General features: G+C 73.0%; 12 protein-coding genes. 8 read left to right on the top strand and 4 right to left on the bottom strand.

Annotated features, from left to right (window positions below):
* Positions 1-287: 287 nt before the first annotated feature.
* The 7 genes from chlG to A3862_RS22030 all read left to right on the top strand — a co-directional run bounded on the left by chlG (position 288) and on the right by A3862_RS22030 (position 6,570).
* Positions 288-1,172, top strand: a complete 885-nt coding sequence (gene chlG, locus A3862_RS22060) for a chlorophyll synthase ChlG (protein WP_043353924.1) — start codon at positions 288-290, stop codon at positions 1,170-1,172.
* The gene (locus A3862_RS22055) at positions 1,172-2,566 is read left to right on the top strand and encodes a BCD family MFS transporter (RefSeq protein WP_236961433.1); all 1,395 of its coding nucleotides are present in this window, start codon (positions 1,172-1,174) and stop codon (positions 2,564-2,566) included. Before chlG ends, A3862_RS22055 begins: the two co-directional genes overlap by 1 nt.
* Before the next feature lie 4 nt (positions 2,567-2,570).
* A complete protein-coding gene (locus A3862_RS22050) occupies positions 2,571-3,797 on the top strand; it encodes a geranylgeranyl diphosphate reductase (RefSeq protein ID WP_043353930.1) in 1,227 nt (408 codons plus the stop codon).
* On the top strand, positions 3,794-4,288 hold the full coding sequence (locus A3862_RS22045; protein WP_043757065.1) for a TspO/MBR family protein: 495 nt from the start codon (positions 3,794-3,796) through the stop codon (positions 4,286-4,288). Before A3862_RS22050 ends, A3862_RS22045 begins: the two co-directional genes overlap by 4 nt.
* Positions 4,288-4,641 (top strand): hypothetical protein, encoded by a 354-nt coding sequence (locus A3862_RS22040; protein ID WP_043353938.1) that lies wholly within the window; start codon positions 4,288-4,290, stop codon positions 4,639-4,641. Before A3862_RS22045 ends, A3862_RS22040 begins: the two co-directional genes overlap by 1 nt.
* A 31-nt stretch (positions 4,642-4,672) precedes the next feature.
* Positions 4,673-6,265: a c-type cytochrome gene (locus A3862_RS22035; protein ID WP_043353934.1), complete on the top strand. Its 1,593-nt coding sequence runs from the start codon at positions 4,673-4,675 to the stop codon at positions 6,263-6,265.
* Between the two features lie 131 nt (positions 6,266-6,396).
* Positions 6,397-6,570: a YqaE/Pmp3 family membrane protein gene (locus tag A3862_RS22030; protein ID WP_012318839.1), complete on the top strand. Its 174-nt coding sequence runs from the start codon at positions 6,397-6,399 to the stop codon at positions 6,568-6,570.
* Between the two features lie 4 nt (positions 6,571-6,574).
* On the opposite strand, the gene A3862_RS22025 is transcribed toward A3862_RS22030, so the two are convergent.
* Positions 6,575-8,092, bottom strand: coding sequence for a L,D-transpeptidase family protein (locus A3862_RS22025; RefSeq protein WP_043383066.1), 1,518 nt, complete (start codon positions 8,090-8,092; stop codon positions 6,575-6,577).
* Between the two features lie 161 nt (positions 8,093-8,253).
* The gene (locus A3862_RS22020; protein WP_043757069.1) at positions 8,254-9,417 is read right to left on the bottom strand and encodes an MFS transporter; all 1,164 of its coding nucleotides are present in this window, start codon (positions 9,415-9,417) and stop codon (positions 8,254-8,256) included.
* A gap of 274 nt (positions 9,418-9,691) precedes the next feature.
* Here A3862_RS22020 and A3862_RS22015 point away from each other — a divergent pair, with 274 nt between their 5' ends.
* On the top strand, positions 9,692-10,612 hold the full coding sequence (locus A3862_RS22015; RefSeq protein ID WP_043761120.1) for a LysR family transcriptional regulator: 921 nt from the start codon (positions 9,692-9,694) through the stop codon (positions 10,610-10,612).
* A 78-nt stretch (positions 10,613-10,690) separates the two neighbouring features.
* Here A3862_RS22015 and A3862_RS22010 read toward each other — a convergent pair whose 3' ends face one another.
* Together A3862_RS22010 and A3862_RS22005 are read right to left on the bottom strand one after the other, a co-directional pair.
* The gene (locus A3862_RS22010) at positions 10,691-11,422 is read right to left on the bottom strand and encodes a DUF1796 family putative cysteine peptidase (protein ID WP_043757072.1); all 732 of its coding nucleotides are present in this window, start codon (positions 11,420-11,422) and stop codon (positions 10,691-10,693) included.
* A complete protein-coding gene (locus tag A3862_RS22005; protein ID WP_043757075.1) occupies positions 11,419-12,381 on the bottom strand; it encodes an acetyl-CoA carboxylase carboxyltransferase subunit alpha in 963 nt (320 codons plus the stop codon). Before A3862_RS22005 ends, A3862_RS22010 begins: the two co-directional genes overlap by 4 nt.
* Between the last annotated feature and the right edge of the window lie 43 nt (positions 12,382-12,424).

Here is a 12,424-nt window from a genome sequence, read left to right as displayed (position 1 = left end):
GCGACGGACTCCCTTTCGGCCCTCGGCGGACTGCCGCGCGCCTGACCGCGCCCGACGCGCGAGGATGGCCGCGTTCCGCGCGCACGACCGCCGGATCGCGCGCGCACGACCGCGTCCGCGGCGGCAAAACCGGCCGCCGCCGAGGCGCTGCGCCCCGCGACTTTTCGGTGTGCCGGATAATGTATTCCTGACGTGGGGGTTGTATTCGCTGGACAAACGCCGCGCACATTCCGCCGCGTGGTGTAAATCTGCCTTGACACTTCGGCGGGGCCCGGTAGCCTCCCGCCATGGCCGCTACGCCCGCCCCGAGCGCAGTCATCGAGCTGCTCAAGCCGCTGACGTGGTTCGCGCCGATGTGGGCGTTCGCCTGCGGGGTGATCTCCTCCGGGCAGCCGGCCAGCGGCCAATGGCCGGTGATCGCCGCCGGGGTGCTGCTCGCCGGGCCGCTGGTCTGCGCCACCAGCCAGGCCGCCAACGACTGGTTCGACCGCCACGTCGACGCGATCAACGAGCCGAACCGGCCGATTCCCTCCGGGCGGATCCCGGGCCGCTGGGGGCTCTACCTCGCTCTGGGCTGGACGCTGCTGTCGCTGGTGGTGGCCGCCGCCCTGGGGCCCTGGATCCTCGGGGCCGCCCTGTTCGGGCTGGTGCTGGCCTGGATCTACTCGGCGCCGCCGGTCCGGCTGAAGCGGAACGGCTGGTGGGGCAACGCCGCGGTGGCGCTCTGCTACGAGGGGCTGCCCTGGTTCACCGGCGCCGCCGTCATGGCCGCGGCCCTGCCGGACCGGCGGGTGCTCCTGGTGGCGCTGCTCTACGCAGCCGGCGCCCACGGCATCATGACGCTCAACGATTTCAAGTCGGTGGAGGGTGACCGGCGCATGGGTCTGCTGTCCCTGCCCGTGCAGATGGGCTCGCAGCGCGCCGCGCGCTTCGCCTGCCTCGTGATGGCCCTGCCGCAGGTGGCGGTGATCGCGCTCCTCGTCGGCTGGGAGCGGTACTGGCATGCCGGCCTCGTCGCGGCGCTGCTCGCCGGCCAGGCCGCCCTGATGGTCCGGTTCCTCGAGAACCCCCGGGAGCGGGCGATCTGGTACAACGGCACCGGCACCACCCTCTACGTCCTGGGCATGCTGGTCTCGGCCTTCGCGCTGCGCCCGCTGGTGGGAGGGGCGTGATGGCGGGCGGCTCGCGCACGGAACGGCCGGGCGCCCGCCCGTCCCCCGCGAAGGCGGGCGGGCGAGCGGTCGCGCCCGACGGGTATCTCGGCTGGCCCCAGATCGTCCGCCTCGGCCTCGTCCAGACGGCGCTGGGCAGCGTCGTCGTGCTGATGACCGCCACCCTCAACCGGGTGATGGTGGTGGAACTGGCGCTCCCCGCCATCGTGCCGGGCCTGCTGGTCGCCCTGCACTACGCCGTGCAGGTCCTGCGCCCGCGCTGGGGCTACGGGTCCGACCGCAGCGGCCGGCGCACCCCCTGGATCGTCGGCGGCATGGTGGCCCTCTGCCTCGGCGGGTTCGGCGCCGCCTGCGGCACCGCGCTCGCCGCCGAGAACCTCGCCCTGGGCCTCGCCCTCGCGGCCCTCTCCTTCCTGTGCGTCGGGATGGGCGTCGGCGCGGCCGGGACCTCGCTCCTCGTCCTGCTGTCGGGGGGCGTCGCCCCGGCCCGGCGGGGCGCGGCCGCCACCATCGTCTGGGTGATGATGATCGTCGGCTTCGCCGTCACGGCGCCGCTCGCCGGGCATTTCCTGGATCCGTTCTCCGGTCTGCGGCTCGTGGCGGTGTCGGGCACGGTCTCGCTCGTCGCCTTCTGCGTGGCGGCGCTGGCGGTCGCCGGCATCGAGCGCCGCCTGCCGGCCCGCGCCCCGGAGCCCGCGGAGGCGCGCCGGCCGTTCTTCACCGTGCTGGCCCAGGTGCTGGCCGATCCCGTGGCCCGGACCTTCACGATCTTCGTCTTCGTCTCGATGCTGGCCTACAGCGCCCAGGAACTGATCCTGGAGCCCTATGCCGGCCTGGTCTTCGCGATGAGCCCCGGCGCCACCACCAAGCTCGCCGGGTTGCAGCACGGCGGGGTGCTCGCCGGCATGCTGCTGGTGGCGGGGGTGACCCTCGCCGCCCGCGGCACCGCCCTCGCCTCCCTGCGGCTCTGGATCGGGATCGGCTGCGCCGGCTCGGCGGCCGCCCTCTTCGCCCTGGCGAGCGGTGTGGCGGCGGGCTCGGACTTCCCCCTGCGCGCGACGGTGTTCGCCCTGGGCGTCGCCAACGGTGCCTACGCGGTGGCCGCCATCGGCTCGATGATGGCGCTGGCCGGCCGCGGCGACGCACGGGAGCGCGGCACCCGCATGGGCGTCTGGGGCGCCGCGCAGGGCGTCGCCTTCGGGGCCGGCGGATTCCTGGGGGCGGCGGCGGTGGATGCCGTCCGGCTCGTCACCGCCGAACCGGTCCAGGCCTACGCGGCGGTCTTCGCCGCGGAAGGCGTGCTCTTCCTCGTCGCGGTCGTCCTGGCGGCCCGGCTCGAATCCGCTCCGGCACCCGATTCGGTGCCGCTCGATCCTGCCTTCAGCGCGAGGTGAGGCCATGGCTCGGTTGGACGAAGGCGGCTCCGGTCGCGAATCCTACGACGTCGTCGTGGTCGGCGGCGGGCCGGCCGGGGCCACGGCGGCCACCGACCTGGCCCGGGCCGGCCACGCGGTTCTGCTCCTCGACAAGCCCGGCCGGATCAAGCCCTGCGGCGGCGCGATCCCGCCGCGGCTGATCCGCGATTTCGCGATCCCCGATGCGCTCCTCGTCGCCAAGATCCGGTCCGCCCGGATGGTGGCGCCGAGCGGCAAGGCCGTCGACATGCCGGTGGGCGAGGGCTTCGTCGGCATGGTCGACCGCGAGCATTTCGACCCGTGGCTGCGCGCCCGCGCGGAAGAGGCCGGCGCCGACCTGCGCGACGCCGCCTACGACCGGATCACCCGGCCCGACGACGGGGTGCCGCTCGTCCACTTCACTACCGGGACCGGCGCGGATCTCGCCCGCCACGCCGTCCGGGCCCGCCTCGTCATCGGCGCCGACGGCGCCTGCTCGCCGGTCGGCCGGGCGGAGGTGCCGGGCCACGCCAAGATGCGGCAGGTCTTCGCCTATCACGAGATCCTGCGGGTGCCGGAGGCCGGCACCCCCGGGGCCGAGGCCGTCGAGGCGACCCGCTGCGACGTCTACTACCAGGGCCGCCACTCGCCGGATTTCTACAGCTGGATCTTCCCCCATGGGGATACGCTCAGCATCGGCACCGGCAGCGCCAGGAAGGGCTTCTCGCTCCGCTCCTCGATCCGGGCCCTGCGCGCGGCGACCGGCCTCGACCACGCCGAGACCGTCCGCCGCGAGGGCGCGCCGCTGCCGCTGAAGCCCCTGAAGCGCTGGGACAACGGCCGGGACGTGCTGCTCGCGGGCGACGCCGCGGGCGTCGTGGCGCCGGCCTCAGGCGAGGGCATCTACTACGCGATGCTCGGCGGCCGGCTCTCGGCCGAGGCCGCCGCCGCCTTCCTGCGGACCGGGGACGCGCGCGCCCTGGCCGGGGCGCGCAAGGCCTTCATGAAGCTGCACGGGCGCGTGTTCTGGATCCTCGGGATGATGCAGTGGGTCTGGTACCGCAGCGACGGGCTGCGCGAGCGCTTCGTCTCGATCTGCCGGGACAAGGACGTCCAGCAGCTCACCTGGGACAGCTACATGAACAAGGAGCTGGTCCGGGCGAAGCCCGCCGCCCACGCGCGGATCTTCTTCAAGGATCTCGCCCACCTGTTCCGCTGGGTCTCCCCGTGAGCCTCGCCGTCGACCTGGGGCCGCCGACGGTGGCCGCCGCCGCCGCCGTGCTGGTGGCCGTGGCCGGCGGCCTCGCGACCACCACGGACGGCTGGTACCGGCGCCTGCGGGTCCCGGCCTGGAAGCCGCCGGACTGGGCCTTCGGCCCGGTCTGGACGGTGATCTTCGCGCTCACCACCACCGCCGGTGTGCTCGCCTGGAACGGCGACGCCGATCCCGCCGCGCGGGGTGTCCTCCTGGCCGCCTACGCGGTGAACGGGGTTCTCAACATCGCCTGGAGCGTGCTGTTCTTCCGGTTCCGGCGGCCCGACTGGGCGCTGGCCGAGGTGGCGGCCCTGTGGCTGTCCATCGCCGTGCTGATGCTGGTCACCGGCCGGGTCAGCCTCGGCGCCGGGCTGATGAACCTGCCCTACCTCGCCTGGGTCAGCGTCGCCGCCTGCCTGAACCTGCGGATCGTGCGCCTCAACGCGCCCTTCGGGCAGCCGGCGTGATGGAGGGTCTGCTGGCCCCCCTGTTCGCCTCGGGCCGGATCGTCGACGGCATCCTCCTGCTGGTCGCCGGGGAGGCGCTCGTCCTCGCGTGGCTCGTCCGCCGCCGGGGCGGCCCGCCGCTGCCGTCCCTTCTGGCGAACCTCGCCTCCGGGGCCGCCCTGATGCTGGCCCTGCGGGCGGCGCTGGTGGGCGCCGGCTGGATCGCGGTCGCCGCCTGGATGCTCGCCGGGCTCGTCGCCCATCTCGCCGATCTCGGCCTGCGGTTCCGGACGGCCACGGCACAACGCCGCAGCCCGGCGCCGGCCGGAACAACGCCGCGAACGGCCGCGTTCACGCGCGGCACACGAATCTGAATTACTCTAAGTTCGGGATGGGAGACGCGGCATGCAGCGCACGAGAGCCCTCTCCTCCGGCCGCGTGTCGGCCCCGATCCTGGCGAGCCTGTTCCTGGCCGCGCCGGCGCTGGCGCAGGACGGGTCGGCCGACCAGATCGAGCGGGGCAAGTACCTCGTGACCATGGGCGATTGCGCGGCCTGCCACACGGCGCCGGGCGGCAAGTACCTCGCCGGCAACTATGCCCTGAACATGCCCTTCGGCGTGATCATGACCCCCAACCTCACCCCCGACAAGGAGACCGGGCTCGGCGACTACACCTATGCCGACTTCGAGAAATCGTTCCGGCAGGGCTACAGCAAGCATGTCGGCTACCTGTACCCGGCCTTCCCCTTCGCTTGGTACACCAAGGTCACCGACGAGGACACGAAGGCGATCTGGGCCTACCTGCAATCGCTCCCGCCGGTGAGCGAGAAGCGGCAGGAGAGCCAGATCCCGTTCCCGTTCAGCGTCCGCACGGCGCTGGTGACGTGGCGCACCGCCTTCTTCACCGAGGAGCGCTTCAAGCCCGACCCGAACGCCAGCGCCGAGGTGAATCGCGGCGGCTATCTCGTGGAGGGGCTCGGCCACTGCGCCATGTGCCACAACGAGAACAAGCTCGTCGGCAATTCGAGCTTCGCCGGGCGCTTCGGCGGCGGCGTGATCGACGGCTGGTACGCCCCCAACATCACGCCCGACGGGCATCAGGGCATCGGCGCCTGGACCGACGAGCAGGTGGTGACCTATCTCAAGACCGGCACCGCCCCGGGCAACCGGCCGGGCGTCGCCGCCGGGCCGATGCGCCAGACCATCATGGAATCCCTCTCCAAGGTGAAGGAGGAGGATCTGAAGGCGATGGTCGCCTACCTGCGCACGGTCCCGGCCAAGCAGACCTACAAGCCGAAGGATCTCGCCGCCTTCGACACCGCCGACGCGCCGGGCGCCTCGACCTACCTGACCTACTGCTCCTCCTGCCACCAGCCCGACGGCAAGGGCATCGAGGGCGCGGTGCCGGCGCTCGCCGGCAACACCTCGGTCCAGTCCGAAGGGCCCGAGACGGTGCTGCGGGTGATCTATGGCGGGCTCGCGGCCCAGAGCGGCCTCGCCCCGATGGTGGCGATCGGCCAGCAGATGACCGACGTCGAGGTGAGGAACGTCACCGACTACATCCGCAACTCCTGGGGCAACAAGGCGCCGGTGGTGACCGGCGACAAGGCCTCCGAGGCGCGCGCCGCCACCAAGACCATGCTGGCCGGCACCGCCCCCTGCGCGGAGATCGAGCAGGACAAGCTCAAGGCCGCCTTCGACAAGATCGGCATCCAAGAGAGCCTGAAGGGGTTGAAGCAGCAGGACTTCGTCCCGACGCTCGTCCGGCTGGTGCAGCAGGTGAAGGCGGAGCCCACGGGGGTCACGGACGACGACATCGTCAACGGCCTGACCACGGCGTTCTGCAAAGTCGGCCGCGACGACCCGCAATACGGCAACCCGAGCTGGCCCGCGGTGATCGGCACCTTCGCCAACGTCGCCTACAGCCAGGTGAAGCATCCGGAGAAGCAGGCGGCCAACGTGCCGTCCGCGACAACGCCGCCGCCGGCGAAGAACTGAGGCGCCACGCCTCAGGCCGCCGCTCCGGGCTCCGATACGGGGCACCGGAGCGGCGCGAACAGTCCCGGGAACGGAGAGGCGCGCCCGTCGTTTGAGCGAGGATCCCTCAGGAACCTCGTCCGGGAGTGTCCGTGTCCAGCCTCGTCCGCATCCTGCTCGCGATCTTCTTTCCGCCGATCGCGGTTCTCGTCACCACGGGCTTCGGCCTGCAGTTCCTGCTGAACATCCTGCTGTGGATCCTCGGCTGGCTGCCCGGCACGGTCCACGCCCTGTGGCTGATGAACCGCGACCGGCCGCTGGTCTGAGCCGTCAGGGCTTCCGGCCCTCGGGCTCGCCCTTCCGGAGGGCGGGCTTCGCCTCGACCTTGCCCTCCGCCTTCGCCTCGGCCTTGCCGTCGATCTTGCCCTCGACCTTGGCGGTCTTCACCGCGTGGGCCTTGGCGGCCTTCGGCGCGACCTTCTCGGCGGCGTGGGCGAGCTTCACCGGCTCCGGCACCACCGCGGCGTCGACCGCCGGGGTCGGGGGTGCCGCCGGGGCCGGCTTGTCCTTGGCGAAGAGCTGGCCGAACAGCTTCTGGTAGCTGCTTGGGTCGCCGTCCGCGTCGGCGACCGCGATCCGCGCGGGCTTCTCGGGCAGCGCCGCCGTGGTCTCGACCTGCGCGTTGGGATCGGCGCGGTTCGCCATGAGCGTCGTGACCGCCGGCTTCGCGGGCTCCCGCCCGCGCCCCTTGCCGTCGGCCTTCGCGGCCCGGGCGGGGGCCGCCGGCTCGGCGCCGGCCAGCATCACCGGCTGGCCCTTCGGCGTGACCTCGATCTCCTGCGGGCCCGCCGCCAGGGTCTCGGGCCGGCTCACGTCGCCGAGATTGTGCCGTCCGTATTCCTTGGCGTCGTAAGGCAGGACCGTCTCGGTCCCGCCGAGGCTCGCGAAGGCGCTCGTGTTCTGCGGGCGGAAGACCGGGTTCTGGCCGCCGTCCTGGTAGACGACCCGCACCGCCGGCGTGCCCTTGGCGACGAGGTCGGCGACCGCGCGGGCGTCGTGCGCGCTCTTCTCCGCCACCAGCGGGTCGACATGGGGCTTGCACGAGCCGGCCGCCGCGTCGGCCCCGCCGAACACGTATTTGGTCCCGCACTGGCCGACCTTCGGCTCCTCGTGCAGGGCCTCGAAATAGTCGGACCCTTCCTTGAGGTTCTGCCAGAAGGCGATGTTCGGGTCGTTGCGGAACTTGGCCATGTTCTCGGCCGTCATCCGGAACGGATAGGACTGGAACTGGAAGCTGCGCTGGCCGCCGATGAACGCCTCGCGGGCGACGGCGTAGATCTCCGCGATGGTGGCGTCGGTCATGGCGAAGCAGCCCGCCGACGAGCAGGTGCCGTGCACCATCAGGTACTTGCCGGTGCGCCCGTTGGCCCGGTCGACGGCATTGGGGAAGCCGGTATCGAACGAGAGATAGTACGAGGAATTCGGGTTCATCAGGCCCGGGGTGATCGTATAGAAGCCCTCCGGCGCCTGCCGGTCGCCCTCGCGGGTCTTGGGGCCGAGCTGGCCGGACCAGCGGCAGATCGGGTAGGTCTTCAGCAGGGCGTAACGGCCGTCGCCGCCCCGCTTCCAGATCTCCATCTCCGCTTCCTTCTTGAAGGTGCGGATCAGGATCGGGTCGGATTGCTGCATCCCCTTGGATTGCATCAGGGCGACCGTCTGGGGGGCGACCGGCGCGAGGCTGCGCGCGCTCGGGCCGTTGATTCCGGAGCCGTCCTGGCAGGCGGCGAGCGACAGGGCCAGCAGGGACGCTGCCGCCAGCAGTCGCGCGGTCGCGAGACGCGCCGTCATGGGGAACCTCGATCGTCTTACGCGCGCCCGCGGGCCTTGCTGGCCGCGTCGGGTGCCACTCCCCAACCCAATAGGCTCGTTAAGCTTGCGCCTTCCTTACCGCAAGGACGCGGGTGCAACACTGGATTGTTATCCGGTGTGGAGAGCCTGCGGCGCAGGCCCTATCCACAGGCGGCCGGGACCGCGGCGGGGCGACCCAGCCAGAGCACGAGGACGAGGCCGGCCAGCGCCAGGGCGGCGCCGGCCAGGGACACCGCCGGGTAGCCGAGCCCGGCATCGATCGTGGCGCCGCCGACGGCAGCCCCGACCGCGTTGCCGAGGTTGAAGGCGCCGATATTCATGGCCGAGGCGAGGCTGGGCGCGTCCGCCGCCTGCGCCATCACCCGCATCTGGAGCGGGGCCACGCTGGCGAAGCTCGCGACACCCCAGAGGACGATCAGCAACGCCGCGGCGGCCGCCCCGTGCATGCCCCAGGCGAACAGCACGAGGACGACGAGCTGCGCCGCCAGCGCGCCGATGATCGTGCCGTCCACCGAGCGGTCCGCGAGCCGGCCGCCGAGCCAGTTGCCCACGGTCAGGCCGAGCCCGAACAGGACCAGCATCGCGGTGACGAACGGCGCCGTCGCGCCGGTCTCGGTCCGCAGGATCGGCGCGATGTAGGTGAACACCGTGAACATCGCGCTGAACCCCACCATGGTCAGCGCCAGGGCCGCCAGGACGGGGCCGCGGCCGAGGACGCGCAGCTCGGACCACAGGTCGGCGCCCGGTTCGGCCTTCAGCTCCGGCAGGGCGAGCCGCAGCGCCAGCATGGCGACGGCGCCGATCGCGGCGATCCCCCAGAAGGCCGCGCGCCAGCCGAGCATCGCCCCGGTCCAGGCGGCGAGCGGCACGCCGCCGATCGTCGCGATGGCGAGGCCCGAGAACATGGCCGCCACCGCGGCGGCGCGGCGCTCCGGCGGCACGAGGCCGGCGGCCACCACCGCGCCGACGCCGAAGAAGGCCCCGTGGTTCAGCGCAGTGACGAGCCGGCCGGCGACCAGCATGGCGTAGCTGTCGGCGAGGGCCGCCATCAGGTTGCCGAGGGTGAAGATCGCCATCAGCCCGACCAGCAGGCGCCGCCGGGGCAGGCGCGCGGTGGCGAGGGTCACGAGCGGCGCGCCGATCACTACGCCCAGCGCGTAGGCGCTGACGACGAGGCCCGCCGCCGGGATCGATACGTTCAGGTCGGCGGCGATCAGGGGCAGCATGCCCATGGGGGTGAACTCGGTCACGCCGATGCCGAAGGCGCCGACCGCGAGGGCCAGCAGGGGTGGGTTGAGCGCCATGGGGTCCGCATCTCCGTTCGTTCCGGGGAGGCAGGTGGCGGATTCGTCTCCAGGGCAGTAGTACCCGCTCGGGACCAGGATCTGTGCGCCGACGGCACGAATGTGGGCTTGCCGACGGCTCGGCGACGGGGGCATCCTGCGCGGCTCTCCCGAACACGCCCTCATCGTGAGGTGCCCGCGCCGGCGGGCGTCGGAGGGGCGCTCCGGCACCCCAGGATGAGGGCCTCGGGTCGGAGCGCCCGGGATCGGCTTCGGGCATCGCGGGACGGGCATGATGCTGCGCGACAAGGTCGACCGGGCGGGCGAGATGGCGGTGTTCGTGGCGGTGGCGGAGGCCGGCAGCCTGTCGGGGGCGGCGCGCCGGCTCGGGCTGACGCCCTCCGCGGTCAGCCGGATCGTCGCCCGGACCGAGGCGCGGCTCGGCGCGCAGCTCCTCGTGCGGACGACCCGGACCCTCCGGCTCACCGCCGAGGGCGAGACCTACGGGCGCGCCGCGCGCCGCATCCTGGCGGATCTCGACGAGACCGAAGCCGCGCTCGCCGACCGGGGCTGCCCGCGCGGGCGGGTCCGGGTCAGCGCCGCCACCGCCCATGGCCGGCTCGTGATCGTGCCGCTGCTCGCCGCCTTCGTCGAGCGCCATCCCGGCATCACGGTGGAGATCGACCTCAGCGACGAACTCGCCGACGTGCTCGGCGGCCGGGCCGACGTGGCGATCCGGTTCGGCCCGCTCGCCGACAGCCCGCTCACCGCCCGGCGGCTCGGGGAGACCGGCCGGACGGTGGTGGCCTCGCCGGCCTACCTCGCCCGGGCCGGCACGCCGCGGCGGCCCGCCGACCTCGCCGGCCACAACTGCCTGGATTTCAGCTTCCGCCGCTCCGAGCCCGGATGGCCGTTCCGCATCGACGGGCACGACAGCGTCCTGCCGGTGGGCGGCAACGTCGCCGCCAACAACGGCGAGACCCTGGTCCAGCTCGCCCTGCAGGGCACCGGCATCACCCGGGTCGGCAACTTCCACATCGCCGAGGATCTCGCCGCCGGCCGGCTGGTGCCGCTGCTGGAGCCGTTCAACCCGCAGGACCGCGAGGCGATCCACGCGGTGTTCGTGGGCGGCCCCGCCATGCCGGCCCGGGTGCGCGTGCTGGTGGATTTCCTGGCGGAGCGGATGCGCGGGGTCGCCTTCGGCGCTCACCCGTGAGGCAATTGCCTCGCGCCCGTCCGCGTCGGCGCGATCGTCGCCCTGTCGCGCGCCACGCAGTTCGGGCTTGGCGCCCGCTCAGCCGAACAGCGCCGGCCGCCGCGCCGCCTCGGCCCGGATGATCTCCACCAAGGCCGCGTCGTCGGCCGGGTCGGCCAGCCGCAGGCCGACGGGCTCCGAGGGCGTGTGCACGGTGAGCCAGCGCAGGGATGTCCGCAGGTCGACCGCCTCGGCGACCGCCATGCGCGGATGCCCGGTCTCCAGCTGCAGGAAGGTCAGGTGGTTGCGGCTGGCGCGCTGCCCGAGCAGGTCGTCGATCGCCTCGACCACGTCCCGGGGCGTGTGGAGATGGGTCATCATCCAGAGGCGGTTGTCGGTGCCCGGCGTGTCGAGGGCCCGGCGCAGCCGCCGCACGCCCTCGGCGAGGAAGGCGTAATCCGCCTCGCTCGTCGCCGGGTCGTGGTGGTTGAACACGCATTCGAGGCCGTGCCGCTCCCGGTAGAGGCGGTGGCGCCCCCGCCAGATGCCGGGGCCGCGCCGCTCGAATTCCGGGATGCTCTCCAGCTGGCTCCGGTCGACGAGCGCGGAGAAATCGTCGGCGAGGCAGTCCCGGGCCATGCCGGGCATGGAGAAGATCCAGTCGAGGGGCCCCGACCATTGGCGCAGGTCGAGCGTCTTGAGGACGTGCGCCATCTGGCAGTTGCAGCCGAGGGAGATATGGTTGTGCCGGTCCGGCTCCCGCGCGTCGCGCCGCCCCAGCAGCCGGCCGAGCGCGCCGAACAGCCCCCCCGACGCCCCGGGCTCGCTCACAGGGTCCGGCCGATCGCCAGGAACTTCTCCGCGCGCCGGTCGCGGATCTCGACGGCCGTCAGGCCGTCGAACTGGGCGAGGGCGTCGGCGACGGCGTCGCCCGCGGCCCGGATCGCCGCCTCGCGGTCGCGATGCGCCCCGCCGGTGGCCTCCGGGATGATCCCGTCGATGACGCCGAGGCGCAGCAGGTCCTGGGCGGTGATCTTCATGGCGGTGGCGGCGTCGGCGGCGCGGCCCTGGTCGCGCCACAGGATCGAGGCGGCGCCCTCCGGCGAGATCACCCCGTAGATCGCGTGCTCCAGCATGAGGACCCGGTTGGCGGTGGCGAGCGCGATGGCGCCGCCCGAGCCGCCCTCCCCGATCACCACGGCGACGTTGGGCACGCCCAGCGCGAGGCAGGCCTCGGTGGAGCGGGCGATGGCCTCGGCCTGGCCGCGCTCCTCCGCCTCGATGCCCGGATAGGCGCCGGCGGTGTCGACGAAGGCGAGGACCGGCAGGCCGAACCGGTCGGCGGTCTCCATGAGCCGGACCGCCTTGCGGTAGCCCTCGGGGCGGGCCATCCCGAAATTGTGGCGCAGCCGCGCCTCGGTGGTGGCGCCCTTCTCCTGGCCGAGCACCAGGACCGGCCGTCCGCGGAACCGCCCGAACCCGCCCAGGATCGCCTCGTCCTCGCCGAAGTTCCGGTCGCCGGCCAGCGGGGTGAACTCGGTGATCAGCCCGTCGCAATAGTCCACGAAGTGCGGCCGCTGCGGGTGGCGCGCCACCTGGGTCTTCTGCCAGGGGGTGAGGTTCGCGTAGATCTCCGCCAGCGCCTGGCCGGCCTTGGCCTCGAGCCGGCCGACCTCCTCGGCGATGGAGACCGCGCCGTCGCGCGCGCTCACGGCGCGCAGTTCCTCGAGCTTGGCCTCCAGCTCGGCCACCGGCTTCTCGAAGTCGAGGTAGGTGCGCGTCACCGCCATCGTATCACAGATCTTCCCGGGGTCCGCCGCGCGGGGGCGGCGG

This window comes from Methylobacterium sp. XJLW (assembly GCF_003254375.1).
GTDB lineage: Bacteria > Pseudomonadota > Alphaproteobacteria > Rhizobiales > Beijerinckiaceae > Methylobacterium > Methylobacterium fujisawaense.
This window is presented reverse-complemented; position numbering and strand designations above follow the sequence as displayed.

Bases quoted from the DNA above. Each gene is read 5' to 3' on its own strand.
- chlG (WP_043353924.1), top strand. From the start codon at position 288: ATGGCCGCTACGCCCGCCCCGAGCGCAGTCATCGAGCTGCTCAAGCCG.
- A3862_RS22055 (WP_236961433.1), top strand. From the start codon at position 1,172: ATGGCGGGCGGCTCGCGCACGGAACGGCCGGGCGCCCGCCCGTCCCCC.
- A3862_RS22050 (WP_043353930.1), top strand. From the start codon at position 2,571: ATGGCTCGGTTGGACGAAGGCGGCTCCGGTCGCGAATCCTACGACGTC.
- A3862_RS22040 (WP_043353938.1), top strand. From the start codon at position 4,288: ATGGAGGGTCTGCTGGCCCCCCTGTTCGCCTCGGGCCGGATCGTCGAC.
- A3862_RS22035 (WP_043353934.1), top strand. From the start codon at position 4,673: ATGCAGCGCACGAGAGCCCTCTCCTCCGGCCGCGTGTCGGCCCCGATC.
- A3862_RS22025 (WP_043383066.1), bottom strand. From the start codon at position 8,092: ATGACGGCGCGTCTCGCGACCGCGCGACTGCTGGCGGCAGCGTCCCTG.
- A3862_RS22020 (WP_043757069.1), bottom strand. From the start codon at position 9,417: ATGGCGCTCAACCCACCCCTGCTGGCCCTCGCGGTCGGCGCCTTCGGC.
- A3862_RS22015 (WP_043761120.1), top strand. From the start codon at position 9,692: ATGCTGCGCGACAAGGTCGACCGGGCGGGCGAGATGGCGGTGTTCGTG.
- A3862_RS22005 (WP_043757075.1), bottom strand. From the start codon at position 12,381: ATGGCGGTGACGCGCACCTACCTCGACTTCGAGAAGCCGGTGGCCGAG.